22 protein-coding genes, 1 tRNA gene and 2 pseudogenes are annotated in these 24,679 nt (G+C 70.6%); 15 read left to right on the plus strand and 10 right to left on the minus strand.

The window, feature by feature from the left end; genetic code table 11:
• Positions 1–15: 15 nt before the first annotated feature.
• Positions 16–1,644 (minus strand): ABC-F family ATP-binding cassette domain-containing protein, encoded by a 1,629-nt coding sequence (locus F4562_RS25580; RefSeq protein ID WP_184544257.1) that lies wholly within the window; start codon positions 1,642–1,644, stop codon positions 16–18.
• A gap of 103 nt (positions 1,645–1,747) precedes the next feature.
• On the opposite strand from F4562_RS25580, the gene F4562_RS25585 reads away from it, so the two are divergent.
• From F4562_RS25585 to F4562_RS25600, 5 genes and pseudogenes are all read left to right on the plus strand, one after another.
• Positions 1,748–2,485, plus strand: coding sequence for a TetR/AcrR family transcriptional regulator (locus F4562_RS25585; RefSeq protein ID WP_184544259.1), 738 nt, complete (start codon positions 1,748–1,750; stop codon positions 2,483–2,485).
• A 101-nt stretch (positions 2,486–2,586) separates the two neighbouring features.
• Positions 2,587–2,778 (plus strand): annotated as a pseudogene (locus F4562_RS35235) (SAM-dependent methyltransferase); the annotation flags it as partial.
• Positions 2,779–3,145: 367 nt separating this feature from the next.
• Entirely contained in the window at positions 3,146–3,589 is a 444-nt protein-coding gene (locus F4562_RS25590) for a hypothetical protein (RefSeq protein WP_184544261.1), read from the plus strand.
• A 269-nt stretch (positions 3,590–3,858) separates the two neighbouring features.
• Complete coding sequence (locus tag F4562_RS25595) at positions 3,859–4,902, plus strand: diacylglycerol/lipid kinase family protein (protein WP_184544263.1); 1,044 nt, start codon at positions 3,859–3,861, stop codon at positions 4,900–4,902.
• A 218-nt stretch (positions 4,903–5,120) separates the two neighbouring features.
• Positions 5,121–5,558 carry an SRPBCC family protein gene (locus tag F4562_RS25600; protein WP_184544265.1) on the plus strand — a complete coding sequence of 146 codons (438 nt, stop codon included), beginning with the start codon at positions 5,121–5,123 and terminating at the stop codon, positions 5,556–5,558.
• A gap of 138 nt (positions 5,559–5,696) precedes the next feature.
• Here F4562_RS25600 and F4562_RS25605 read toward each other — a convergent pair whose 3' ends face one another.
• The 3 genes from F4562_RS25605 to F4562_RS25615 all read right to left on the minus strand — a co-directional run bounded on the left by F4562_RS25605 (position 5,697) and on the right by F4562_RS25615 (position 9,800).
• Positions 5,697–6,947 carry a serpin family protein gene (locus F4562_RS25605; protein ID WP_184544267.1) on the minus strand — a complete coding sequence of 417 codons (1,251 nt, stop codon included), beginning with the start codon at positions 6,945–6,947 and terminating at the stop codon, positions 5,697–5,699.
• Between the two features lie 167 nt (positions 6,948–7,114).
• Positions 7,115–7,981, minus strand: coding sequence for an LLM class flavin-dependent oxidoreductase (locus F4562_RS25610; protein ID WP_311734121.1), 867 nt, complete (start codon positions 7,979–7,981; stop codon positions 7,115–7,117).
• 49 nt (positions 7,982–8,030) lie between these two features.
• Positions 8,031–9,800: an asparagine synthase-related protein gene (locus F4562_RS25615; RefSeq protein WP_184544271.1), complete on the minus strand. Its 1,770-nt coding sequence runs from the start codon at positions 9,798–9,800 to the stop codon at positions 8,031–8,033.
• 292 nt (positions 9,801–10,092) lie between these two features.
• On the opposite strand from F4562_RS25615, the gene F4562_RS25620 reads away from it, so the two are divergent.
• Positions 10,093–10,165: transfer RNA gene (locus F4562_RS25620), tRNA-Ala, on the plus strand.
• Positions 10,166–10,874: 709 nt separating this feature from the next.
• Here F4562_RS25620 and F4562_RS25625 read toward each other — a convergent pair.
• The gene (locus tag F4562_RS25625) at positions 10,875–11,630 is read right to left on the minus strand and encodes an ABC transporter permease (RefSeq protein WP_184544273.1); all 756 of its coding nucleotides are present in this window, start codon (positions 11,628–11,630) and stop codon (positions 10,875–10,877) included.
• A gap of 1 nt (position 11,631) precedes the next feature.
• Entirely contained in the window at positions 11,632–12,555 is a 924-nt protein-coding gene (locus tag F4562_RS25630) for an ABC transporter ATP-binding protein (RefSeq protein WP_184544275.1), read from the minus strand.
• Between the two features lie 79 nt (positions 12,556–12,634).
• Between F4562_RS25630 and F4562_RS25635 the strand changes: the two genes are divergently transcribed.
• The 4 genes and pseudogenes from F4562_RS25635 (at position 12,635) to F4562_RS25645 (ending at position 14,292) form a co-directional block, all read left to right on the plus strand.
• On the plus strand, positions 12,635–13,294 hold the full coding sequence (locus F4562_RS25635; RefSeq protein WP_184544277.1) for a TetR/AcrR family transcriptional regulator: 660 nt from the start codon (positions 12,635–12,637) through the stop codon (positions 13,292–13,294).
• Positions 13,291–13,815 carry a hypothetical protein gene (locus F4562_RS25640; RefSeq protein WP_184544279.1) on the plus strand — a complete coding sequence of 175 codons (525 nt, stop codon included), beginning with the start codon at positions 13,291–13,293 and terminating at the stop codon, positions 13,813–13,815. The genes F4562_RS25635 and F4562_RS25640 overlap by 4 nt, the downstream gene beginning before the upstream one ends.
• An 81-nt stretch (positions 13,816–13,896) precedes the next feature.
• Positions 13,897–14,069, plus strand: a pseudogene (locus tag F4562_RS35240) (transposase); the annotation flags it as partial.
• A 46-nt stretch (positions 14,070–14,115) separates the two neighbouring features.
• Positions 14,116–14,292, plus strand: coding sequence for a hypothetical protein (locus F4562_RS25645; RefSeq protein ID WP_184544710.1), 177 nt, complete (start codon positions 14,116–14,118; stop codon positions 14,290–14,292).
• A gap of 96 nt (positions 14,293–14,388) precedes the next feature.
• Here the strand turns inward: F4562_RS25645 and F4562_RS25650 are convergent, their stop codons facing one another.
• The 3 genes from F4562_RS25650 to F4562_RS25660 form a co-directional block, all read right to left on the minus strand.
• Positions 14,389–15,459 carry a DUF6348 family protein gene (locus tag F4562_RS25650; protein WP_184544280.1) on the minus strand — a complete coding sequence of 357 codons (1,071 nt, stop codon included), beginning with the start codon at positions 15,457–15,459 and terminating at the stop codon, positions 14,389–14,391.
• Positions 15,460–15,649: 190 nt separating this feature from the next.
• Positions 15,650–16,042, minus strand: a complete 393-nt coding sequence (locus F4562_RS25655) for a DUF3224 domain-containing protein (RefSeq protein WP_184544282.1) — start codon at positions 16,040–16,042, stop codon at positions 15,650–15,652.
• A 164-nt stretch (positions 16,043–16,206) separates the two neighbouring features.
• Positions 16,207–17,946, minus strand: a complete 1,740-nt coding sequence (locus tag F4562_RS25660) for an ABC transporter family substrate-binding protein (RefSeq protein ID WP_184544284.1) — start codon at positions 17,944–17,946, stop codon at positions 16,207–16,209.
• 284 nt (positions 17,947–18,230) lie between these two features.
• On the opposite strand from F4562_RS25660, the gene F4562_RS25665 reads away from it, so the two are divergent.
• Together F4562_RS25665 and F4562_RS25670 are read left to right on the plus strand one after the other, a co-directional pair.
• Positions 18,231–19,523 (plus strand): MFS transporter, encoded by a 1,293-nt coding sequence (locus F4562_RS25665; protein WP_375782484.1) that lies wholly within the window; start codon positions 18,231–18,233, stop codon positions 19,521–19,523.
• Positions 19,520–20,272: an aminoacyl-tRNA hydrolase gene (locus tag F4562_RS25670; protein ID WP_311734122.1), complete on the plus strand. Its 753-nt coding sequence runs from the start codon at positions 19,520–19,522 to the stop codon at positions 20,270–20,272. The genes F4562_RS25665 and F4562_RS25670 overlap by 4 nt, the downstream gene beginning before the upstream one ends.
• 168 nt (positions 20,273–20,440) lie before the next feature.
• On the opposite strand, the gene F4562_RS25675 is transcribed toward F4562_RS25670, so the two are convergent.
• Positions 20,441–21,562: a DUF3616 domain-containing protein gene (locus F4562_RS25675; RefSeq protein WP_184544288.1), complete on the minus strand. Its 1,122-nt coding sequence runs from the start codon at positions 21,560–21,562 to the stop codon at positions 20,441–20,443.
• 108 nt (positions 21,563–21,670) lie between these two features.
• On the opposite strand from F4562_RS25675, the gene F4562_RS25680 reads away from it, so the two are divergent.
• The 3 genes from F4562_RS25680 (at position 21,671) to F4562_RS25690 (ending at position 24,471) form a co-directional block, all read left to right on the plus strand.
• Positions 21,671–22,750, plus strand: a complete 1,080-nt coding sequence (locus tag F4562_RS25680; protein ID WP_184544290.1) for a hypothetical protein — start codon at positions 21,671–21,673, stop codon at positions 22,748–22,750.
• Positions 22,751–22,927: 177 nt separating this feature from the next.
• Positions 22,928–23,521: a Maf family protein gene (locus F4562_RS25685; protein ID WP_311734123.1), complete on the plus strand. Its 594-nt coding sequence runs from the start codon at positions 22,928–22,930 to the stop codon at positions 23,519–23,521.
• Between the two features lie 77 nt (positions 23,522–23,598).
• Positions 23,599–24,471, plus strand: a complete 873-nt coding sequence (locus F4562_RS25690; protein ID WP_184544294.1) for an EI24 domain-containing protein — start codon at positions 23,599–23,601, stop codon at positions 24,469–24,471.
• Positions 24,472–24,679 lie beyond the last annotated feature (208 nt).

Consider the following 24,679-nt stretch of genomic DNA (forward strand, 5'->3'; position numbering starts at 1 on the left):
CAGCGGTCTGCGTCGTCAACGCGTGCGCTCGATCCGGCTCTCGTGCCAGACCGGTTCGTCGCTCTCGTAAACGGTCCCGTCAGCGCCGAAGATCAGGAAACGGTCGAGGTCGGCGGCGAACCAGCGGTCGTGCGTGACGGCCAGCACGGTGCCGGAGAAGGAGGCCAAGCCCTGTTGCAGGGCCTCGGCACTGGCCAGGTCCAGGTTGTCGGTGGGCTCATCCAGCAGTAGCAGGGTGGCGCCGGACAGCTCCAGCAGCAGGATCTGCAGCCGGGCCTGCTGGCCGCCCGACAGGGTCTCGAACGGCTGGCCGGCGGCGGGAGCGAGCTCGTAGCGGGCCAGCGCGGCCATCGCCTCGTTCAAGGTGAGCGCGTGACCGGTCATGACCAGCTCGACCGGGGTACGGCCGTGCAGATCCGGCCGGGCATGGGTCTGCACGAACCGTCCAGGTGCCACCCGGGCTCCCAGCCGAGCCGAACCGGTGTGCGGCACGGCGGGCACCGCGCCATCGGCGGACTGCTCCAGCAGGTGCAGGAAGGTGGACTTGCCCGAGCCGTTGGAGCCGAGCACCCCGACGCGCTCGCCATACCAGATCTCGGCGTCGAACGGCCGCATCAACCCGGTGAGCTCCAGGTTCTCGCAGACGACGGCGCGTTTGCCGGTGCGGCCGCCGCGCAGCCGGATCCGCACGTTCTGCGCTCTGGGCGGACGTTCCGGCGGGCCGGCCTCCTCGAAGCGGCTCAGCCGGGTGCGCGCGGCCCGGTAGGACGAGGCCACCGCGTCATTGTTGGCCGCGGTCTGCCGCAGGGTGCGCACCAGTCGCCTCAGCTTGGCGTGCTCCTCGTTCCAGCGGCGGCGCCGCTCCTCCAGCCGGCTGATGCGTTCCTCGCGTGCTCTGGCGTAGGTGGCGAAGCCCCCGCCGTGGATCCAGACGCCGCGATCCTCAACGGTCACGATCCGGTCGGCGGCGCCTGCCAGGAGCCGGCGGTCGTGGGAGACCAGCAGCACGGTCTTGTCCGTGGCCCGTAACCGGTCCTCCAGCCACTGCTTGCCGGGCACGTCCAGGTAGTTGTCCGGTTCGTCCAGCAGCAGGACCTCGTCCGGGCCGCGCAGCAGGGCCTCCAGGACGAGGCGTTTCTGCTCGCCTCCCGACAGGGTGGTCACCGGGCGGTCCCGAACCGCGTCGTAGGGCAGGCCCATGGACCCGGTGGCGCAGACGTCCCAGACGACCTCCATGTCATAGCCGCCGACGTCGGCGTAGTCGGCGACGGCCTGCGCGTAGGCCAGTTGCGCCGTCTCGTCGTCGCAGGCGGCCACCGCCGCCTCCGCCCGCACCATGGTCACGGCGGCGTTGCGAACCCGCTCCGGTGCCACCGAAAGCAGCAGGTCGTGCACGCTCCGGTCGTCGCGGACGCCGCCGATGAACTGCCGCATCACCCCCAGCCCTCCGGAGGAGACCACACGACCGTCGTCCGGTTGCAGATCTCCGGCGATCAGCCGCATCAGGGTGGTCTTGCCCGCGCCGTTCGGCCCGACCAGCCCGGCCTTGACCCCGTCACCGATGCGGAACGACACCTCATGCAGGAGCAGCCGCCCGTTCGGGAGCACGTAGGTCAGCCGGTCCGCCTCGACATGTCCTGCCACGGCGCCTCCTTCATACGGGCTCGGCTTCACACCACTTCCGGATCGTCGTTCCAGCGACCGGATCAACGATCCGGTACCCGATCGCCATACTAGACTCACGTCCGTGGACACGAGCAAGGCAGGACCGGGGACGCGCCGTCCGGGAGCGGCAGGGGACGTGTGGCTGCGGCCGTCCGCGCGGACGGGGGGTGACACGCCGCCGCTCAGCCGGGACCGGATCGTCCAGGAGGCCGTGGCCCTCTTGGACGCCGAAGGCGCCGACCGGCTGACCATGCGGCGTCTGGCCGAACGGCTCGGTACCGGCTCCACCACGCTGTACTGGCATGTGAAGACCAAGGACGACGTCCTCGACCTCGCCCTTGATGTGATCTTCGCCGAGGTCGGGATACCGGATGAGGACGGCAGGGGGTGGCGCGCCGGTGTCACCGCTCTGATCAATGGATGGCGCGCCGTCCTGCTGCGGCATCCCTGGTCGGCGGCGTTGCTGGGCCGTCCGATGCTGGGCCCCAACGTGCTGGCCCGCAGCGAGTACCTGTATGCGACCCTCCTGGACGCCGGGCTCACCGAGCCTCACCTCACCGCCGCGGCGTACGGGCTGTCCAACTACGTCATCGGCTCGGCGCTGATGCAGGCCACCTGGATGACCAACGCAGATCAGGAGGTACGGCGGGCCGCCCGGGAGCACATGCACGCCAACCGTGAGCGCTACCCCGCCCTGGCCGCCCACGGCCCGCTCGTCGAGGAGAGCGACTCCGACACCGGCTTCGCCCTCGGTCTCGCCTGGCTTCTCGACGGCATCCAGGCCGGCATCACCGGTGCCGGTGAAGTGAGGCGGGACTGAAGGAGCCGGATCACCGGGAAGCGCTCCTCGTGAACGAACCCGCGACCGTGGGGCCCCGAAATCGTTGGACAACGCGCACCCGCGCTGCCATCGTCGGCGGCATGCGGCAAGAGGAGATCTGGGACATCGATGCCGCCCGGCGCTATGACACGCCGGGCACGGGCGTGTTCGCCCCCGAGGTTCTGGAGCCGGCCGTGGACTGCCTCGCCGGACTCGCGGGCGACGGGCGGGCACTCGAGTTCGCCATCGGAACCGGCCGGGTGGCCGTGCCGCTCGCCGAGCGAGGAGTGCCCGGCTGGCCGGGTTCGAGCTGGAGACCAGGCACGCCGACTGGGCCGGAGTCGACTTCACCGCCGAGTCACGTTCCCACGTGTCCGTCTACCGTCTCCCACTGGACCGCCGGCCTCGCCCGAAGACCGAGGTGCCGTCTCCCCGCCGTCCGCGTTCGCGCGGGTGTCCCGTCCTCGGCGCGAAGGCGTCGCACTCGGTGTGCCTCGGCGTGCATGGCGGCCGTGTGGCGTTCGCCTACGACAGCTTCCGGATGACTACCATCGGTGACGATCACTCGCATCCTCAGACGCCATGGCGGGCACCGGCCGCACTCGCGGACGGTGCCTCTCCGAGGTCATGACCGCCGAGGACTCGACCGAAGGAGAACGCATGTCCATCGTGAGGTCCACGACCGTCGCCCTGGCCGCTGCCCTGGCGCTGGGGGCCACCCTGGTGACCGGCGCGGGTGCGCACGCCGAAGATCGTCCGGCCGTGAAGCCGGTGGGCGCCGAGGCGTCGTCGGGGAAGACGAGCCAGCGGATCGCCGCCGGGAGGACGGCGCCCGGAGAGGGGTGGACGTACTACCTGAACGGCGCCGGCCTGTACATCGACGTCGACACCACGTCGGCGCACTTCACCGGCAACCCCGTCTACACGGTCTCCGTCGGCGGCACCGACCACATGTTCGAGCTGACGGGCACCAGCGCCGTCTACAACCCCACAGCGACCGGCTTCCGCGTCTACATCCGGTGGAGCAACGGCGCCCACATCATCCCGGATGATGCCGTCACCAACGGGTGGTACGTCAACTGGATCGGCGTCGACAACCCGTGAGCCCCGTCGTGGTCACACCCCCGTCAGCCCGGTGGGACGGACGGGGGTGTGACCGCACGATTCACGGGCACGGACCACGTCCCCGCCTCGTGGCCCCTCTCGTCGGGATCCTCCGGCCACGGTGAACGGCCGCCGGAGCCGCGTTCTCACCGTGCTTTCCGGACGTTCCGATCGACGTCGGCCGCGGGCCGGCCGAACAGCCCGGCGTTTGCCGGCGTGCGGCCGGGGCAGCCGTTGGTCCGATCCGCGCGGCACGACGGGAGAGTGGCATGGTGCGGCAGAAGGAGAAGCTCGGCCCGGTCGCGGTCGTCGCCCACCGGCGCAAGTCGCTCGGCGGCGGACTGGACGAGTTGCGCAGGCTTCTGGCGGACGAGGGTGTCGGTGAACTGCTCTGGTACGAGGTGCCCAAGAGCAAGAAGGCGCCGAAGAAGGTTCGCAAGGCCCTCAAGAAGGGAGCCGAGCTGGTCCTGGTGTGGGGCGGTGACGGCATGGTGCAGCGCTGCGTCGACGTGCTCGCCGGCTCCGGCGTGCCCGTGGGCGTCATCCCCGCCGGCACGGCGAACCTCTTCGCCCAGAACCTCGGCATCCCGGAGGACCTGCCCGAGGCCGTGCGTATCGCCTTCCACGGTGCGACCCGGAAACTGGACCTCGGGAAGGTCAACGGGGAGCACTTCGCCGTCATGGCCGGGCTCGGCTTCGACGCGGCGATGATCAAGGATGCCGACCGGGGGCTGAAGGACCGCCTGGGCCGGGCCGCGTACGTCTGGACCGGCCTGCGCCACGTGCGCGGCGAAGCGGTGCGGATGGACGTCGAGATCGACGGGGTCACCTGGTTCGAGGGGGAGGCGAGCTGCCTGCTGCTGGGCAACGTCGGCACCATCACCGGCGGCATCGAGGCGTTCGACGACGCGCGTCCCGATGACGGGTGGCTGGAGATCGGGGTGACGACCGCCAAGGGGCCCATCCAGTGGGCCCGCGTGCTCGGCCGGATGAGCGTCGGGCGCTCCGACGAGTCGCCGTTCGTCCGGATGACCCGGGCGCGCAAGGTCACCGTCAAGCTGGGGGCTCCCATGGCCTACGAGCTGGACGGCGGCGCCAAGGGGGTCGTGACCGAACTCAAGGCCAAGGTCGTCCCCGGCGGGCTCACCATCCGTGTCCCCCGGGACGCCGCGGACGTTCCATCCGACACCGCCGCGGAGGTTCCGCGGGGAACCTCGTCCGGTGCGCGGAACGCCGCCGTCGCGCCGGACACCACCTCGGATGTCCCGGAGAGCGCCGCCTCCGACCTCCCGCAGAGCGCCGCCTCCCGGTGAGGTTGCGACTCCAGGACACGCCACCCCACGCTATTTAGTAAACATTCACACCAAATAAAGATTCGATATGGTTTATGAGTTAATTCTCGATTAAATGGAAACGGTGGGGCGATGGCCGCTGGGTGCCGCATGGGGGCCGACATTCCTGACCGGCCCGAGCCGAGCGAACTGGAGATCGGTGCCGGGCTCGGCCCGCTGGCCGGATCCGTGTACCCGCTGTGATCGAACTGCACGTGTCGGCTGAGATCGCCCGCCCGGCGGCCGAGATCTGGCAGATGGTCGCCGACTTCGGCCAGGACCCCCGGTGGCGTGCGGGCGTGACCACCATGGCGCCCGACCCGCCCGGACTCGTCGTCCCCGGCACCACCACGGACGAGACCCTGCGTTTCGCCGGGCGTACCTATCTGATCTGCGGGTTGGTGACCTCGGTCGTCCCCGGCCGGGAGTTCGCCTGGCGGTCGACCTCCGGTCTGGAGGTCGACGGCGGCCGGGCGGTGATCCCCCTGGGCGACGACCGCTGCCGGGTCACCATGTCGCTGCGGATCCGCCTGCGCGGCATGCGGCGCCTGCAGGCCCCGAGGTTGCGCAGGATGCTCCGGCGCAAGATGCGGCAGGACGTCATCCGGCTCGGCGAACTGGTGATCACGCGTTCGTGACGGTCGTCCACGGCTCGCTCGCCCCCTCCTTAAGTTCTAGAGGTCGTCGCCGGGACAGCCGACGCGGACCTCCCCGGCCGGTCCGGCGGCGCGGCGGGCCGGGTGCCCGGTCCGCCGGGAACGGAGTGGGTGCGGGACTCAACCCTTCGCGGTCGGGTCGGCGACCTGGCCGATGAACAGCGGCGTCAGCGTCGGGCGGTGGACGATCGCGAAGGCGAACGGCCGGTCCGCGCGGACCTCGGTCTCGGCCGGGGCGGGGGCCGTCACGGTGAAGGCGAGTCCGGTGACGGCGGCGGCCTCGGTGCCCCATTCGTCCACGGTCACGGTGGCGCGGTGGACCGCCTGACGCAGCGCGGCCCCCTCCACGATGCCGGGGTAGTCGGTCTGGGTGAGGCCGAGTTCGCCCAGCGAACGCGCCAGGTCCAGGCTCGTGGAGAAGTCCCAGCGAGGCAACGCGAGGCGCACCGAGCGCTCCCGCAGCCCGGTGGCCACCTGCGTCATCACCTCAGGGGCGAGCAGGGCGGCGGGGGAGCCGCCGGGCCGGGGGAGGAGGACCCACATGGCCAGCTCGTCCCCCGCGTAGCGGAGCTCCACCGCCTGCCAGCCCGGTCCGGCCGCGTAGGGGAAGACGTCTTCCCGGCGCATCAGCTCCGTTCGCACGGTCGTGCCGTCCGCCCGGGTGAAGACGGCGTTCAGCTCCGACGAGCCGGTGAACGGCGTCTTCCAGTCGGCCTTGAGGTACACGGTGTTGGCGAGGACGAGCCGGGTCTGCGCGTCCAGCCGGTCGAACACCTTCTTGATCCGCCCGGCCGTCTGACGCTCGGCCCACGCGTCGATCACTTCGGCGGCGTCCCCCGCGAAGTCCACCTGGCGGACGCCCGTCCCGTACTGGGCCGCGAGCGTGCGCAGGAACCCGGGTTCGACGCGGAGCCCCTCCTGGGTGAACAGCCCGCCCGCGACGGCGACGACCGGCGGCTCCGGGCCGTCCTGGGCGTCCCGCTCGGCGTCCGGGTCGGTGGGGGGCGGATCGTCGGTGGTGACGATCCGGCGGGTGAGCGCGTTGAAGGAGGTGTGCGGTCCCTGCGCGGGGAAGCCGAAGATCCGGTCCAGCTCGGCGGCGGTGCTCTCCGCCGCGCCCGCCCGCGCCATGCCGAAGGCGTAGCCGATGCTCAGCGGCGACAGGACCGTGTTGGCTCCGGGGGCGGCGGTCTCGGCGAACAGCGCGTGACCGAAGGCGGTCAGCCCGCGCACGGTCTCCGCGACCGGCGGGTCGACCGGGGTGTCGCGTCTCACTCCTTCGGCGACGACCACGTTCGAGTCGGTCATCGCGCACGCGGAGAGGGCGGCCAGGGCCAGCAGTGCGGTGAACAATCGGCGCATGACCTTCATACGTATCCCACCCTGCCCCGGTTCACCACCCGGCGCCCACGCCGGATGACGCGGGGGCACGGTACGCCGGTTGATGTGATCATGAAATCGGGTGCCCCGGCGGAGTGCGTGACCGGCGAGCGGCGACCCCGGCCGGGGACAGCCGGGGACAGATGGTGACGCAGTGCTCACACGGCCTGCCGGCACTCCTCGGCGGCCTGTTCGAGGACGGCCAGCCGGGCCGCGGCGTGCTCGCCACGGGGCCACAGGACGGCCAGGGTGGTGATGCCGAGTTCCGCGTAGCGGCCGAGGCAGTCGCGGAACGCCTCGATGGAGGCGAGCGGGCGCTCGCCCCCGTAGCCGAGGACCGCCAGGCGCGGCAGGGAGCCCGGCTCGCGTCCCCGATCGGCGCAGATCTCGTCCAGCAGGGCGGTCTGGCGCCGTACTTCGGCGTGCGGGGTGCCGGCGTACGCCCTCGGGTCCTGGCTGACGTCCTGGGTGATCCACAGATCGGCGAAGCGGGCCGCGAGCTCCATGCCGCGCGCTCCGGTGGCGGCGATCGCGAGCGGCGGCCGGCGGGGCTCGCCGCCGCCGATGGCGACCTGGTGCGCGGAGAAGAACCGGCCGGTGAAGTCGGTGACGGGGCGGCGCAGCAACAGGTCGGTGAGCTCGACCCACTCGCCGAAGCGCGCCGTGCGCTCGGCCCGGCTGAGCGGCCCGCCGCCGAAGGCGTCCGAGTCGCCACCGGGCCCACCGGCGCCGACGCCGAGGACGAAACGCCCTTCCGAGAGGGCGTCGAGGCTGAGGGCGGCCTTGGCGGAGGTGACGGGATGGCGGAAGTTCGGCGACGTCACCATGGTGCCCACGCCGATGCGCGACGTCACCGCCGCGGCGGCGGCCAGCGTGGTGTGCGCCTCGTGCCACCGCTCGCGGTCGTTCAGCAGCAGGTGGTCGTAGAGCCATCCGCGGCCCACGCCGATCTTCTCGGCATGTGACCATTCATCCCGGATCATCGGCCACGGGGCATCCGGCCACATAACGGCGTCAAGTTGCATTCCGTCACGATAGCGGGGAACGACCGATTCCAATCACCCGCGCGCGGCCTCAGGACGGGATGGGGATGTGGACGCGCGGCAGGCCCTGGGGTTCCTTTCCTGGGTAGTCGCCGCCCAGCATGGTGGCGACGGTGTACAGGTGCCACGCCTGGTTGGGCTTCTTCAGGACGGGCTCGGCGAACAGCTTGCGCACCTCGTCGGGTTTGACGATGGGAGCCAGCAGGTCGAGACGGCCGAGGACGTGGTCGCGTATCAGGCCGGTCAGCTCCTCACCCGGGCTGGTCCGCCAGTTCCAGCCGCCGCCGGTCTTCGGCGCGGTCAGCACCCTCGGCCTGCGCTGCCACGGGTAGTACCGCCTGCCGACGGTGAACCGCCAGGGCTTGCCCTCCACCGGGATGTTCCGCAGCGACGGTGCCAGGACGCCGAGGAGCTCGTAGATGACCTCTTCCGACAGTCGCCAGGTCTGGTTGAGCCCGAGCGCGGCGCGGACCACCCGGTTGTCCAGGAAGGGCCAGATCTGGTCGCCCCGGCGCAGCGAGCCGGCCCGCGCTCCGGCGTGCCAGCGGCCGACCTTGTAGGCGATGTACATGTGGTCCAGCGCTTCCAGCGGCGCCCGCTCCAGCCAGGGCCCGGCCAGCTCCCGGGCGTGTTCGTTGGCCGCGTCGCTGAACAACGCCGGATCCCGTAGGAAGGTGACCTCGACCCGGCGGCGCAGCGCCTTGTCGCTCAGGTCGCTCTGGAGCAGCAGCAGGCCGCCGGCGCGGAGGATCTCGCCGCTCTGCCCCGACATGGTGGGCTTGGCGCTGTAGGGCAGGTAACCGACGATCGACTCGTACGCCGAGGTCATGCCCTCACAGGCGTGCAGTGTCTCGTACGCCCGCACCAGCGGGTGGTCGACGACGATCGCGTCCTTCCGCTCGGCGCGGACGGGCGGGATGACGGTGTGCTCGATGCCCAGCGCGCCGGCGATCCGCCTGGCGATGATCACATCGGGGTGGGTGTCCAGGCCGTTGGTGGTCGCCCGGAACGGGACACCCGCCGCGTGCAGCACCGCGGCGATCAGACGGCTGTCCCTGCCACCGGTCAGGGCCAGGTTCACCGGCTCGCCGGCCGCGCGCAGCGGCGCCACGGTGCCCAGCAGCGACCTGGCCAGGTCGCGGACGAGGTCCTTCTTCCGCTTGCGCGTCTCGGGCGCGGGGCCGGCGGTGGGGAGCGGGTTCACGGTGATCGAGCACCTGCCGTCGCGGACCGTTATGGTCGAGGACGGCGGCAGCGCGGTCACCCCGCGGAAGGGGGTCTCGTCGGACAGGAAGTATCCCTGACGGACCATCGACTGCAACGCGAGCACGTCCCACTCGACCCGCTCGCCGTGGGCGGCCAGGTGGACGAGCAGGGCCCTGCTGCCGATGACGTGCACGTCGGGTGTCTCGGCGTAGTAGACCGGGCAGACCCGGTGGATCGCGGTGGCGGCGGCCAGTTCGTCGCCGGTCGCCCGGAACGCGGAGAAGCATCCCGCGACGGCCTCGGTGCCCAGCACGGGTATGCCCGCGAGCCGGTCCACCTCGCCGGGCACGGCCAGGTAGCCGTTGACCCCGGTGACCCGGTCGTGCCCGGTCACCAGCAGTGACGGCCGCCGCGAGTCGTCCGGCTCGTTGGTCCAGGCGAACATGGAGACGCCGGGGCGGTGCCATTCACGGGATCTGATGGTGTCGGGCGGGACGGGAAAAGCGGCGTCGATCGCATCCCTGACGACGTGGAGCATCGTCTCCGGGATTCCGGCTCTCCGGTCCTTGGCGGCCAGACCGAGATAAACGCGCATGGTAGGGGATCATATGTCGTGTTTTTTTGAGATATGTGGAAATGACTCGACAGTTGGGCGTAGAGCTCCGTCGGATCTCCGTCGGGTCCCGGGCGAGTCCCCGTCGGATCCCGGGCCGGTCGCCTCGGCGGGCGGGCCCGCCCGCCGAGGCCGACGGCGACGCGCCGAGACGGCCGGCCGCGTGCCGCGGGCGCCGCCCACCGCGACGGTTACAGGGTGCGGCGCGATGTCCTATACACTGGCGAGGTGCCGCCGGGCGGAGATCCATTCGCAGGGCGTCATGTGACACCCAGGGGCTATGGCGCAGCTGGTAGCGCGCCTCCATGGCATGGAGGAGGTCTGGGGTTCGAATCCCCATAGCTCCACCCCACGCACAAGGCTCGAACCCTTGCCAACAGAACCGTTGGCTGGGGTTCGGGCCTTGTCGCTATTCTGTGCCCAGTTCAGCGCGTTGGCGTTGACGTCGGGGTCGAGCAGCATCTCGAAGGGCCGGTTGTTCTCGACGCGCAGTTCGTCGTCTTCGTCGATGTACACCTTGGTGAAGAAGGCTTGGTTGCACAGTCGCCGGTTCGCGTCGTCGCAGCGCTGGTAGATGCCGGCGCAGTCGGTGAGCGGGTTCAGCGCGTCGCGCTGGGCGGGACTGATCTGCACGCGGGTGTGGTAGTCCTCGATCAGCTTCTCGACGTCCTCGATCAGGATGGCCCCGCGGGGGCAGTCGGTGCGCTTGGAGTGCCGCCCGGAGCACACGAAGTAGCAGTATGGGGTGCCCAAGACTTTCCGGACAGGCGGCGTATGGCACGGGTGCGGGACAGCGCCGCCTCATGCTCCGGCGGGCTGGTTCTTGGGCGGCGTCTTGATGAACAGCGACAGCACGGCGGCGATGACGGTGGCGACGGCGAACACGGTGTCGTGAGTCCGTCGTCGGCCTGAGTGACTCAGTCAGGTTGGAGGCTCACTAGCCACTCCACCAGCGATCGGGCCGCCCGCCGTTTCGATAGAGCGCCTGCTCCGCCCGTTGCGCGTCCTACCACTTGGCTGAAAGTGATGCACAAGACGGCTCGTAGGTATATGTCGTCATGCGTCACGTGTCTTGAGGGTGAGGTGGGCGGCGAGTGCCGTCCAAAGTGTGAAGACCGCCATGACCGCGAGTCCGACCAGGGGCGGGAACAGGCCGGTGCCTGTGATCGTGTACGAGGTCTGTCCGGCGGTGGTGGGCCAGTAGGTGCCTGCGATGTCACCGAGGATGCCGGGCATTCCTGGCGCGAGGGCGGGGACGAGCAGTGCGACGGTGACGATGATCGCGAGCGCGCCGGAGGCGCTGCGGGTGATGGTGCCGAACGCGAGGCCGAGGATGGCTGTGAGTACGAGGTAGGCGACCGCGCAGAAGATCGCTCGGATGGTGCCGGCGTCGGCGAGGCTCGCGGTCGGTAGTCCGGCTGCGGCGAGCGCTGCCTGGCTTGCGCCGAAGCTGCACGCCACGGTGACGACGGCCGTGGCGAGGGCGACGAGCGCGGCGACGGCCAGCTTGGTCGCCAGGAGGGCTCCGCGCTTGGGGGCGATGGTAAGGCTGGTGATGATCTGTCCGGTGGCGTACTCGCTGGTGATGGCCTGTGCGCCGAGGGTGGCGATGAGGATCTGGCCGACGAGGATGCCCTTGAAGCTGTTGCCAGTGGGGTCGAAGTCGGCGGGAAGTTCGGCCTGCCAATCGGCCATGAGGCCGCTGATACCGAGGAGGCTGACCATTACGGTGACCACGACAGTGGCTGCCGCGATGATCCACGTGCTGCGGACGCTGCGGGTCTTGATCCATTCTGAGGCGAGGAGGTTCATGTCAGGCGGCCTTGTGGTCGGTGGCGGTCATGGTCAGGAAGGCGTCTTCGAGGGAGTCTCGAACGAGCGTGAGCTCGGACAGCTCGATCGCGGAGGCGGCGGCGATGTGGCCGACGCGATCGGTTGTCGCGTCGGGGACGGTGAGCACGTCAGCGCTTTCTGCGTCCGAGGTGGTTGCGAACCCGGCGTGGGAGAGCGCGTCGAGCAGTCCTTCCCGGTCAGGCGTGCGGACGCGGACGTGCTCGCTCGTATGGGCGGTGATGAACGCCTTTAAGGGCTGGTCGGCCAAGAGCTTTCCGTGGTGGATCACGATGAGGTGGTCCGCGGTCAGCTCCATCTCGCCCATCAGGTGGCTGGAGAACAGCACGGTGCGACCTTCTGCTGCCAGGTCGCGCATGAGGGAGCGCGCCCACCGGATGCCCTCGGGGTCGAGGCCGTTGAGTGGTTCGTCGAAGATGACGATGCCGGGATCGCCGATCAGCGCCGTGGCGATGCCGAGCCGCTGCTTCATCCCCAGGGAGAAATCGCCCGCCGGACGGCCCCCGTCCTCGGCCAGGCCGACGAGGTCCAGGGTCTCGGCGACCCGGCTTCGCGGCACGCCCCCGGCGCGAGCGACTGCCGCGAGATGATCAGCCGCCGTGCGACGCGGGTGCACGGCGCGCGCGTCGAGCATCGCACCGATCACGCGCATGGGGTGGGGCAGCTCTGCCAGCCGGTGTCCGTCGACGCTCGCCGCGCCACTGGTCGGCTTGTCCAGGCCGAGGAACATCCGCAGGGTCGTGGACTTCCCGGCACCGTTCGGGCCGAGGAAACCGGTCACGACGCCTGACCTGACCTGGAACGAGAGGTCGTCGACCGCAGTGATGTCCCCGTAGCGCTTGACGAGCGCGTGGGCTTGGAGCGAAGCCGGAGTGGAGGTCTGCATGTGACTACACTACACCGTACCGTGTAGATCTACACTGTTCGGTGTAGGATCAGTGCGCGAGTCTCAGGAAGGCGCGTCAATGACCGAAGCAACGCAGAAGCCCGTGCGGCAAGGACAGGCGCACAAGCGCGCCGCTATCCTGGCCGCCGCGCGCGAACTATTCGTGCAGGCCGGCGTGGAGCGCACCAGCATGGATGCCGTCGCAGCGCGGGCGGAAGTATCAAAGCGGACTGTCTACGACTACTACGGCGACAAACGACGACTTCTGCTCGGCGTCATCGAGGATGCCGGCGAAGCGGCACTGGGTACGCTTCGCCGGCTCGTCGAGCAGCATCTGTCCGATGCGGTTGCTGTCATCGACGCCGCCGAACTGGAACGAGTCATGACCGACTTCGCGGCCGATCTTGGAAGCTCCCTGCTCGTGTCGTCCGACTACGCGGCCGCGGTCAAGCTGATCGCCGAGAACGAGCCGCTACTACCCGAACTCGAAGACCATCCCCTGGATGAGGCCCACACACAGGCGCTGGCAGAACGCTTCGAACACCTCGCCAGCATTGGCCTGCTCGACGTCGACGATCCCAGGCTTGCTGCCGACCACTTCCACGCCCTTACCACGCTCCGGGTCCTCAACGAGCCGCTCCGCCGGCGCGCGGAGGCCGAGCACGTTCGGCGAATAATGACCGACGGCGCACATGCGTTCATGCGTGCCTACGCATCCCGAAGCAACAGCCGCGAATGACCGCTCCTCGCCCTGACGCGGACAGCGAAGCTGCGACGCGGACGCACCGAGCATCGGCGCCGAAGGAGCGCATCTACGTCGCATTCACGGCCCTCGCCGTCATCATCGCACTCCGCGCTCACGACCAGCATCCGGCGGCAAGCCTCGCACTCGGCACCCTCGCCATCACCGTCGTAGCGACCATATGCGCGGCCTACGTCGCTGACCTCCTCAGCCACATGGTCATTCACGCCCGCCTCCCCGCGGCCGGCGAACACCGGCACATGATCACCGGCACCTTCGGTGCGGGCGCTGTCGCCGTCCCGCCTCTGGTCTGCCTCACGCTCGCTCGTGTCGGCCTCTACGACACGGCGACCGGTCTGTTCGCCGCCATGCTGGTCACAATCGCCACTCTCGCTGCGGTCGGACTCCTCGCTGTCCGTAGGCTCTCCGTTCCTCGTGTCCAGCGGATCGCGATCCTCGCCGCAGAGAGCGCCCTCGCATTGGCGGTTGTCGCCCTCGAACTGTTGTCGCATCGGTAGACCAAGGACGGCACCTTCACCGCGATGCTGCGGGCGGCCCAGGCCCGGGCCGATGCCGCCGGTGACATCGACTGGCCGGTCGCGGTGGACTCCACCGTCGTGCGCGCTCACCAGCACGCTGCGGGCGCGCGGAGAAAGGGGCCGCGGCTCCGGTGCTCGGACGCTTCCGGGGCGGGCCGACCTCGAAGATCCACCTGGCCTGCGACGGCCGGGGCCGGCCCCTGGCCCTGGTGGTGACCGCGGGCAACGTCAACCTACTACGAGGACGGACAGGCGTGGGGCGAGCAGGAGACCTGCGGGGTGCCGATGGCCGTGGCACTGTTCACCGCTCAGGACATCGCGCCGCGCCGGGATGAAGAGAAGGTCAACAGCGTCGTGCGCTGGTCCGACTTCCATCGCGGCGGCCATTTCGCCGCGATGGAAGCCCCTGATCTGCTGCTTGATGACGTCCGGGACTTCTTCGCCGCCTACAGATGACCTACGGGTGACCCACGTGCGGAAGGGGACGGGCGGCGTGCGGGCACCGCGGGCACATCACGCGCTTGGATCGCATCGAGGACACGGCCCGGAACGCTACGCGTCGCCGACAGGCACGAGCAGGCCGAAGATCCGCACCGCGACCCTCCCGTCGGGCAGCGGTGCCCGGCTGTCCGCGACCACCGCCTCGCCACCGGGCCACTGCTCGTTGTCCAGCAGCACCTCGTTGATCTGCAGCCGGCCGTCGTGGTATGCGATGAACACGCGTAGCCCGTGCACCTTCCGCGTGAGCGGCTCGGCGCGCAGCGCCTCCAGCAGCCGGTCGAGCAGGGGCCCGGCATATGGCACCGACCGGTCGGTGAACAGGTTGATCTGGGGGCCCAGCACCAGTTCGAACGCGCCGCCCGGGTGGTCGTAACGCTCCCTCTCGACCTGGTCGGGGGCGGCGCCGGGACGCAGGAGGCCGTCGACGATCGGGTGCAGCGCGCCGAGCCTGAACTTGCCCACCGCCTCGCCGATCGCGTCGCGCCAGGTGGTGCCGTCCCCGACGAAGCTCTCCACCAGCCATGGCCTGGCCAGCGCCGGGTGCGACACGGTGAAGTCGACCTGAACCAGCACCACGCCGGCCGGGGCGGGGTGGACGAACAGCTGCGCGCCGATCTTCGTCTCGCCGTCGAGCGACACGCCGTGCTCGCGAAGGAATGCCTCGAACACGGCTCGCGGCGATGGTACGCCGCCGTCGCCTTGCTCGACCGGTTCCAGGTCTTCGACCAGCATGGGCTCACCGAGCATCAGGTCCGACAGCTCCGACCCGGTGTGCAGCGCGTGGTTGATCGCCCTGAACTCGCTGCTGCGCACCGCGATCCGCTCGACCTCGCCACGGTCGGCCCGCTGCGCGCGGCCCGACGCCGCCACGAACACCGGTTCGGCCGACAGGCTCACCCGCCCGCCGGGGGTCACCAGCCCGTCCGGGTAGGAGACGTCCGGCAGCAACCGCCGCGTGTACGCCATCGGCAGGAAGAGCAGCAGCCGCTCGGCCAGCCACGGCTCGACGCCGGCCCCGGTCAGCCGCTCCCACACCTCCTCGTCGCCCGGGGGCTCCTCACCGGCGCAGAACGCGGCGATCCCCACCTCGACGGCGGCGTCGAACCTCATTGATTCGATCATGGCGCAACCCTATCCACGGCAGTCCTTCGAGCGGACGAGATGGGACAAACCGAGCGACGCCCGACGCGTCCGCGCTATGCGGCGCTGTGCGATCCGCCCGCGTCCCACGAGCCGCCCGGGACGGGCCGGCCAGAGGAACCGGACATGAGGGTCAAGGGTCGGTGCGAACTGGTTCGCCGGAGCCGGCAGGTCAGCCGCGCTCGTAGTCCAGGTGGAAGGAGTGGTCGCCGTCGTCGTTGACGATCTGGCCCCCGCCCCGGATGCCCGCCAGTTCGCCGGTGCCCGAGTCGGGGAGGATGTCCCAGACCAGTGAGGATCGGCCGGTGTCCCTGGACGCCGTGTGGTGCAGCACGAAGGTTCCCCTGCGGCCGTGCACGGTGCCGGAGAAGCGCTCGAAGCCCGCGTACGCCGCGGAGGTCTCGACCGCCGCAACCGCGGTGATGATGTCGGTGGTGCTGGTGCCGACCAGGTCACCGGCGAAGGTCTTGGTGAGGTGCACCCGGGTGAGCGTTGCACCCTCGGCCTCGTCGTAGGGGTGCGGCTCCCAGCTGTCGATGGTGAAGGTTCCGGTGGCGCGCGGCATGGTTTTTCTCCTCTGGACGTTCCGTTCCGCTGCCATCCTGGCCTTCGTACCTGTCAGGTGATGTCAGGTACCGGGACGTTTCCGGCCGGGGAACGGCCCGGCCTCACCGACGCCGGCGGGACTCGGGCCGGTACGCGAACGAACCGGCCGATCCAAGGACGAGGTTAGGAGCGCCGCCATTTGTCCATGTTCCAGGTGATGGTCGACTGCGCCGGGTTGGGAACGACGTTCTGCAGCGTCTCGTCCCACGCGCTGAGCCCCGGGTGCTGGAACAGCGGGATGGTGGCCAGGTCCTTCCAGAGCTCCTTCTCGATCTCACCGATGATCGGGTCCTGGGCGGCCAGGTCCACGGTGGAGTTCAGCGTGGCGATGAGCCTGTCGACCTTCTTGCTGGAGTAACAGCCGTTGTTGTTGCCCTTGAAGTCGGCGGTGCACTTCCTCGGCGAGGTGAAGTTGGAGGCCCAGCCGCTGACCAGGGCCGACCCGTTCCAGGCGAACAGCGCCACGTCGTAGCCGTTGGCCGGCATCACGGTGCCGAAGAAGTCCTCCGAGCCCCCGTCGACGACGTTGAAACCGGCCTTGTTGCAGGAGTCGATGATGAGCTGCACCGCGGCGGTGCGGGGCGGGTTCGGGGTCTGGTAGCCGATCTTGATCTCCAGGCCGATCTTGCCCGCCTTCCGCAGCAGGGCCCTGGCACCCTCGATGTCCTGCTCGCCGTAGACGCCGGAGCCGCCGCTGGCCGCCACGACGGCCGAGTGGTTGGCCTGGAACGGGGCCACGGTGCGGATCTCCAACGGCCCGGACAGCGGGGCGACGGGCCTGATCAGGTCGTCGACGATCCGCTGCCGGGGCACGCACTTGGCGAACGCCCTGCGCAGGGTCCTGTCCCGGAAGGGGCTGGAGTAGAGGTTGAAGTCGAGGTGTTCGTAGGTGTACTTGTCGGACACGCTGACCTGCACCCCGTCGAGGGAGCGCAGCTGCTTCAGCACCTCCGGGCCGGGCTGCGGCTCGACGATCTGAACCTCGCGGTTCTGCAGCGCCTGAGCCTGTTCGTCGAGGGTGATGAAGCGCTCGACGATCGTCGGGGTCGCGGGCGGGGTGCCCCACCACCTGTCGTTGGCGACGAGGGTCAGCGAGTGCCCGGCGTCCAGCTTGGAGAGCTTGTACGGGCCGGAGGAGGGGATCAGCTCGGCCGCCGGGAGCCTGCCCTCGGAGACCCAGCCGTTGTTGAAGAACGCGATGCCCCTGGCGATCCTCTTCTCGTCGGAGTCCTTGACCGCCGCGATGAACTCCTCCTCCGACAGGCCGTCCTGCCTGGCGACCACGTGGGCGGGGAGCAGCTCGGTCGCGGCCGGGCCGCCGGCCGCCCAGTCCGCGAACGGCTCGTCGTAGACGAGGGTGAACCTCTTGCCGCCCCTCTCGCAGTCGGGGGTCCGGGTGTGCTCGACGCCGTTGGTGTCGGCCGCGGAGAAACCTCTGACCTTGCCGGAGCGGAAGGCCCACCACAGCATGACGTCGTCGCAGTCGATCGGGGTGCCGTCCGACCACACCGCCTTGTCGTTGATCCGGTACTCGACGGTCAGCGGATCATCGGAGATCTTGGCATAGGTGCCGAAGTCTCTGTCGGGGGTGATCGCACCCTTGTCGCCGTAGAACCAGAAGCCCGTCAGCACCCGTTGGAGCGGAGCGGCGTTACGGGTGGCGTTCTCCGCGGTGGTGTTGTTGTTGTAGGACTGGAACTCCTGCTCGTAGGCGTAGACGATCGTCTGAGCCGGGATCGAGGTCGCCCCGGGGCTGGAGCCGGCAGGGGAGCCCACCGGCTCGGTGTTCGCGCAGGCGCCCAGCAGGAGCAGCCCCGTCATCGCCGCCGCCAACGATCTGCCCGATGTTCTCGCGAGGGACACGGCGACACTCCTTCGGCTCTCCGGTCTTCGGCATCCGCCGGTGCCGGTCGAGCGCGGCCGGGCACCGCGTCTCCACCATGGGCGAGCGGACGACCGGGGTGTCGCAGACCTGAGGTCGGCACCGCGCAAAACTGTAACAAGCAGGTCGATTGCCATGAAACTTCGCAACGTACGGACGCCGGAAGCGTGACGGCGCGAACACTGGACCAGGTTCGACGGTTGGCCTGATCCTTGCGCAGCTTGGCGCACGGGCCACTCGTGCGGCGGGGCGTCCGCCCTCGATGATGAGGCGCATGACAACGCCTCCTCGGACACGCGAACGCGGACTGCACCGCGCCTGGATCGTGGCGGGAGTCGCGTTCGTGGCCATCCTCGGCGCCGCCGGCTTCCGGGCGACGCCCGGCGTGCTGATCACTCCGCTGCAGGAGGAGTTCGGCTGGTCTCGGGGCACGATCTCTCTCGCCGTATCCGTCAACCTCATGCTCTACGGGCTGACCGCACCCTTCGCCGCCGCCCTCATGGACCGCTTCGGCATGCGCAGGGTGGTGACGTACGCGCTGCTGCTGGTCGCCGCAGGCAGCGGGTTCACCATCCTGATGAACGCCCCCTGGCAGCTTGTGCTGTGCTGGGGCGTCCTGGTGGGCCTCGGGACCGGGTCGATGGCCCTGGTCCTCGCGGCGACCCTCACCGAACGGTGGTTCGTCCGCCACCGCGGCCTGGTCACCGGTGTGCTCACCGCGGGCGGCGCCACCGGGCAACTGGTCTTCCTACCCGTCCTCGCCCACCTGGCCGCCGGCCACGGTTGGCGCTGGGCCGCCGTCACGGTGGCGGTGGCCGCCCTCGCCGTGGTCCCGCTCGTCTGGTTCCTGCTGCGCGACCACCCCGCGGAGGTGGGCACCACGGCCCTGGGCGCCGACCCCGCCGCACCCCCGCCCGTCCGGTCCGCCGCCCCGACCGGCGCCGGTGAGGCCGCGTTCCGGGCCCTCGGCGTACTGCGGAGCGCCGCGCGGACCCGCCCCTTCTGGCTGCTCGCCGGAGGGTTCGCGATCTGCGGGATGAGCACCAACGGCCTGGTTGGCACCCACTTCATCCCCGCCGCCCACGACCACGGCATGCCGGAGCCGACTGCGGCCGGACTGCTCGCGCTCGTCGGGATCTTCGACGTCGCCGGAACCGTCGTGTCCGGCTGGCTGAGCGACAGAGTCGACTCGCGCATCCTGCTCGGCGCCTACTACGGGCTGCGTGGCCTGTCACTGCTGGTGCTGCCCGGCCTGTTCACGGCCACCGCCGAGCCCAGCATGCTCGTGTTCATCATCTTCTACGGCCTCGACTGGGTGGCCACGGTCCCGCCCACGGTGGCCCTGTGTCGTCAGATCTACGGCCCGGACGGGGCCGTGGTGTTCGGCTGGGTCTTCGCCTCCCACCAGGTCGGAGCCGCGATCGCCGCGGTCGGCGCCGGACTCACCCGCGACCACCTCGGCACCTACGACCTCGCCTGGTACACCGCGGCCGTCCTCTGCTTCGCCGCCGCCCTCATGTCGGTGGCCATCGCGAGGAAGGCATCCTTGAAGGCGTGACAGAGCAAGTGACAGGGCGACAGGACGGGCACGCCACAGGCCCGGCGGGAGAGCAGGCCGGCACGCGGCACGGAGCGGACGATCCGCCGCGCGAGGACAGGATGGTGCTCCCGCTCGTGGTGCGGATCGAACGCGCCTCCCCGCCCGGGCGTTCCGACGCCCTGGAGGCGGCGGCGCTCGCCGTGCTGACGCTGCTCGGCGATCCCCGGGCGCGCGACGGCGGAGAGTGGGCCGAGCCGGTCCGGGCCTGGGACACCAGCAGGTTCAGGAAGGTCGTCCGGCGGGCACGCGGGTCCGAGTGGCGCCGGGTCCTCGATCTGCCGGGCGTCACCGTCGTCTCCGGCACCGCCGAGGTCCGCGTCCACCCGCCGATCCCGCTCGACGGCTGGCCCAAGGACCTGTCCCGGCTCCAGGTCTCCGGCACCGAGCTGACCGACGCCGCCGAGCCCGGACCGCCGGGGGAGGTGGTCCTCTGGCTCAACCCGGAGCTGAGGATGTCCGCGGGCAAGGCCATGGCCCAGGCCGGGCACGCCGCCCAGCTCGCCTGGCAGGGCAGTGACGAGGAGGCCCGGCGGGCGTGGCGCGACCGAGGTCTGGCGGTCTCCGTGCGGACACCCGGCCCCGGCGCGTGGGCCGCTCTGGTCGCCTCCGGCCTGCCGGTGGTCCGGGACGCGGGGTTCACGGAGATCGCACCCGGGTCGTGCACGGTCGTTGCGGACGCCCCCTGGCTGCGCCTCGCGGTCGGCTAGGGCCGGAAAGCTCCTCGGCCCGTACCCCCAGGTCTGTCAGCCGGTCGGCGGCACTGGTCTGTTCGCCACGATCGACGGGCGGGCACGGTTCCCTGCCGCCGCGCGTCTCGGCGATGCGTAATCAGACGATGTCGTGGACCGCCCCCGGGGTCACGCGCACGATCGGCCCTACCCGACGCCCTCGGGGCTCGGCTGAGATCCTCCAGGCCGCCCCGCGGCGCTGAGACCGCCCGGTGCCCTCCGGGTCTCCCCGTCGGGGGAGACCCGGAGGGCCGGGGCCGGCCCGGTGATCTTGACGATGTCGGCGAACACGCCGCCCTCCGGGGTGAGACGCGCCGCCGCAGGGTTGTCGTAGACCACCAGGAGACGCCCGTCGTCGACGACCGCGATCCCCTCCGCGTGGTCGTGCCTGTCGCCGTGCGGCAGATCCACGACCGTCTCCACCCGGTGCGTGACGGACGGCCCGTCCTCGGGCCGCCAGCGCAGCACCCGGATCGGGCCGTCGAGACTCATGGTCGGCCCGGCGAGGATCAGCAGGTCGTCCCCGTACGGGCACAGGTCACGTACTCCGAGCCCGCCCAGGTCGAGGAAGTGCGTCCGGTAGGGCCTGCCGTCGATGGGGGCCAGCCTGAGCCGGCCGGGCCGCCGCGGGTCGCTCTCCGGCCGGATCTCCAGCAGCACCGCCCAGCCGCGCAGCACCGGCCCGCGCAGGCCCACGAACAGACGGGTGCCGACCACGGCGATGCCCTCGATGTCCAGGCCGTTGTCCTTGCTGGGGATCGACACGAACGGGCCCAGATGCGGGTCCTTCGCGATCAGGTCGGCCAGGTTGCGGCCGGCACCGGACAGGATCTCCGCCCTGCGGGTGCCGTCCTCGCGCACCGGGACGGCGCCGGCCAGCGGCAGTCGTAGGAGGATGTAGCGGTTCTCCTCGCGCACCACGTCGGCGAGGCGGCGGCGGGCCCGGTCCGGCGAGTGGTGCGCCTTGACCCGCCTGCGCTTGAGGCTGTGCGAACCGACGGCCCACAGCCAGCCGTCCGCGCGGGCCAGCCCCTCGATGTCCGCCTCGTCCTCGCGTCCGGCCGGCAGGTCCACGAAGTCGGCCAGGTGGAAGGTGCGCTGGTCGTCATAGCGGTCGTCACGGAACGTCAGGCGTTCCACCGTCGCGGTCTCGTCACCCGCCACCCAGACGTCGGCGCCGTCGACGCGGACCGCCGACAGATTGGTGTGCGTTTCGGCCTCACGCGAGACGACGTCGAACCGGAGTTCCACCTGGCGTTCCACGAACATCCTGGAATCATCGCAGGGTGCGGCAGCGGGGAACGGGGCAGGTACTCGTTCTCGAAGTGTGATGGGTATGTCGCACAGGAAAACTGGATTTGTCGTACGCTCCCGATCGTGCTCGATGGGCTGGGTGGGACTCAAGGGACCCGGGAGAAGGGTTCCGCACCGACGCGCGCCGCCGAGGCGGACACGCCGGAGCTGCCGCAGGCCGGGGTGCGGCCCCGCCCGAAGCCGTCCGCCTCGCCCGTGAAGCGGTCCCTCATCGGCGACCTGCGGATGCGTGTGATCTACCGCATCCTCGCCGTGGTCACCGCGCTGGCCGTGGCGGCGGTCGCGGCGGTGACGGGGTTCTTCTCCTCGGGCTCCTCAGATCAACCGGGCGGGGATGCGTCGGGGCCGATCGCCGCGCCATCTGCCGCGGCGCCCTCGCCCGGTTCCAGTTCTCCGCCCGTGCCGGCACCCACGCAGCCGGCACAACCGACACAGTCCGTGCAGCCCACGCAGTCCGCACAGTCCGCGCAGGTGCCGGCCGCCTCCCCACCGCAGACCCCCTCCGCCTCGGCGCCCGCGAGCGCCACGCCCTCCGCGCCGGCGTCGTCCGGCGATCCCGGTGACACCGGCACGGCGACCCCGGAGCCCGACCGCAGCGCCGTGGTGGCCGCCCTGGCCGACCCGCGCGTCCCCGAGCTGCGGCGCGATCGTCGCCTGGGCCGGCTGCCCGGTAAGTCGTACCGGAGCAAGCACCGCATCCAGGACCGCAAGGCGGGTGTGTCGCTGGTCCGTCTCGGCAGGCCCTGGAAGATCTTCGGCGCGGCGCCTTTCTCGACCAGGCAGGTGCTGCCGAGGGCGAAGGGCGCCGGTCACCGGGCGATGCTCGTGAGCTGCCCGGTGCCGACCCTGGTGCAACGGGCACCGAAGGACACCGCGCTGCTGGCCGCCCGCTGGACGCTCAACCACCATCCCAGGGGAAGCAGGATCTCCTGGGTGGCCTCCCAGCCCCTCAAGAGGGGCTGGCTGCTCGCCTACCGGGTGAACTACAGGGTCAAGGGCAAGCCGCGTTCCTCGATGGCCGCCGTCGCCGTGACGGAGGTTCCCGGGGCCAAGCCCGCGATGCTCTTCGTGACCATTCCCGACAGCCAGCGCGGGCACTGGCGCGACATCAACACCGCGGTCTCCTCCCTGCGGCTCGGATAGCGACCGGCCCGCGCGGGCACCGGCCGCCGGACCGGAGGGCGGGGCGTTCCGCCGCGTGCGACCGGCCGTCCGGGCTCATGGCGTTCCGGGGCACGGGCGTTCTGGGGTACGGGCGTTCCGGGGTGCCCCGCGGCGGGGTGGTGAAGGGAACCGGTGGGCCCGCTAGGCTCGATGGGCGTGACCCAGATCGTGCTCGCCTCCGCGTCCCCCGCCCGCCTCGCCCTGCTCCGCAGCGCCGGACTCGATCCCAAGGTGATCGTCAGCGGGGTCGACGAAGACGCCGTCACCGCGGACGGCCCGAGTGAGCTCTGCCTCGCGCTGGCACGCGCCAAGGCCGCCGTGGTGGCCGGCGGCCTGACCGACGGCCTCGTCATCGGCTGCGACTCGGTGCTGGAGCTCGACGGGCAGGCGTACGGCAAGCCTTCCTCCCCCGAGGAGGCCGTGGCGCGGTGGCGGCGCATGCGCGGGCGCGAGGGCCGCCTGCTGACCGGCCACTGTGTGATCGACGTGGCCACGGGCCGGGAGGCGGCGGAGGTGGGGGCGACCACCGTGCGGTTCGGGACCCCGGGTGACGACGAGATCGCCGCCTACGTCGCCACCGGTGAGCCCCTCCGCGTCGCGGGCGCGTTCACGCTCGACGGCCACGGCGGCTGGTTCGTCGAGGGGATCGACGGAGACCACGGCAATGTCCTGGGCATCTCGCTGCCCTTGCTCCGCTGCCTCTTCGCTGCCCTGGACGTCTTCGTTCCCGGTCTGTGGCAGCGGGCCTGACCCGTCCGGCGGGATGGGCGTCCGCGAATCGCCTGTCTTCGGACATACGGTGGAAGCCAACCCGATAATCTTCCGCCATGGGTCATATCCGTTCCTTCATGGACGGCATCGGGTTCTTCTTCCAGGGACTGCGCTGGGTGGCACGGCATCCGCGCTGGTGGCTGTTCGGGCTGATCCCGGCCTTGGTGGTGTTCGTCCTCTACGCGGTGGGGCTCTACTTCCTCGGCACGAACGCGCTGGAGATCGCGGACTGGGCGACGCCGTTCGCCGACGGATGGGGTGAGACGGCGAGGAACGCGCTGCGCGGCGTGGTCGGGCTGGCGCTCTTCGGCGCGGGAGTGGTCCTGTCCGTGGTGACCTTCGCGGCCGTCACCCTCATCGTGGGCGAGCCCTTCTACGAGAGGCTCTCCGAGAAGGTCGAGGAGACCCACGGCGAGGTGCCGACCGGGCACGAGACCCCGTTCTGGAAATCGATCCCCAGGTCCGTCAAGGACAGCCTGGTCACCCTCGGATGGGTGCTGGTGTTCACGGTTCCGCTGTTCTTCCTCGGGTTCGTCCCCGTGATCGGGCAGACGGTGGTGCCCGTCCTCGGCGCGCTGGTCTCCGGGTTCTTCCTGACGGTCGAACTGACCACACTGGCCCTGGAGCGCAGGGGCATGGTGCGCAAGAGCCGGTTCGCCCTCCTCCGCAGCAACAAGGCGACCTCCCTCGGCTTCGGGGTCCTGCTCTTCCTGCTCTTCCTCGTGCCCTTCGTCTCAGTGATCGCCATGCCCGCCGCCGTGGTCGGTGCGACCATCATGGTCCGCACACGCCTGACGGCACCTGCCTTCCCCGCCGGAGGACCGAACACCGGCCCGCGCTTCGGCGGAGATCCCCGGTCGGCTGGGGATCCGCGTTTCGGGGAGGATCCGCGACTGGGTGGGGATCCGCGTTTCGGCGGGAGGTTCTGAGCGGTCCTCCGGTTTCGGGGGCCTGAGCGGTCTTCCGGTTTCGGGGAGCTGAGCGGTCCTCCGGTTTCGGGGGCCCGCGTGGTTCTCCCGTTTCGGGGGCTTGAGCAGCCCTCTGCTTTCGGGGGCTTGAGCGGCCCTTGGTGATCCGACACGGTGAGAGGCCTCGGAAGGAGGCTGTGGACAGCCGGAGGCGTTTTCCACAGAACGT

This window comes from Streptosporangium becharense (assembly GCF_014204985.1).
GTDB lineage: Bacteria > Actinomycetota > Actinomycetes > Streptosporangiales > Streptosporangiaceae > Streptosporangium > Streptosporangium becharense.

What these genes read in the sequence shown, in the direction of transcription:
- F4562_RS25630 (WP_184544275.1), bottom strand. Translation starts at nt 12,555, where the DNA reads ATGCAGACCTCCACTCCGGCTTCGCTCCAAGCCCACGCGCTCGTCAAG.
- F4562_RS25625 (WP_184544273.1), bottom strand. Translation starts at nt 11,630, where the DNA reads ATGAACCTCCTCGCCTCAGAATGGATCAAGACCCGCAGCGTCCGCAGC.
- F4562_RS25690 (WP_184544294.1), top strand. Translation starts at nt 23,599, where the DNA reads ATGGGTCATATCCGTTCCTTCATGGACGGCATCGGGTTCTTCTTCCAG.
- F4562_RS25605 (WP_184544267.1), bottom strand. Translation starts at nt 6,947, where the DNA reads ATGAAGGTCATGCGCCGATTGTTCACCGCACTGCTGGCCCTGGCCGCC.
- F4562_RS25610 (WP_311734121.1), bottom strand. Translation starts at nt 7,981, where the DNA reads ATGCAACTTGACGCCGTTATGTGGCCGGATGCCCCGTGGCCGATGATC.
- F4562_RS25665 (WP_375782484.1), top strand. Translation starts at nt 18,231, where the DNA reads ATGAGGCGCATGACAACGCCTCCTCGGACACGCGAACGCGGACTGCAC.
- F4562_RS25640 (WP_184544279.1), top strand. Translation starts at nt 13,291, where the DNA reads ATGACCGCTCCTCGCCCTGACGCGGACAGCGAAGCTGCGACGCGGACG.
- F4562_RS25675 (WP_184544288.1), bottom strand. Translation starts at nt 21,562, where the DNA reads ATGTTCGTGGAACGCCAGGTGGAACTCCGGTTCGACGTCGTCTCGCGT.
- F4562_RS25595 (WP_184544263.1), top strand. Translation starts at nt 3,859, where the DNA reads ATGGTGCGGCAGAAGGAGAAGCTCGGCCCGGTCGCGGTCGTCGCCCAC.
- F4562_RS25655 (WP_184544282.1), bottom strand. Translation starts at nt 16,042, where the DNA reads ATGCCGCGCGCCACCGGAACCTTCACCATCGACAGCTGGGAGCCGCAC.
- F4562_RS25635 (WP_184544277.1), top strand. Translation starts at nt 12,635, where the DNA reads ATGACCGAAGCAACGCAGAAGCCCGTGCGGCAAGGACAGGCGCACAAG.
- F4562_RS25590 (WP_184544261.1), top strand. Translation starts at nt 3,146, where the DNA reads ATGTCCATCGTGAGGTCCACGACCGTCGCCCTGGCCGCTGCCCTGGCG.
- F4562_RS25615 (WP_184544271.1), bottom strand. Translation starts at nt 9,800, where the DNA reads ATGCGCGTTTATCTCGGTCTGGCCGCCAAGGACCGGAGAGCCGGAATC.
- F4562_RS25650 (WP_184544280.1), bottom strand. Translation starts at nt 15,459, where the DNA reads ATGATCGAATCAATGAGGTTCGACGCCGCCGTCGAGGTGGGGATCGCC.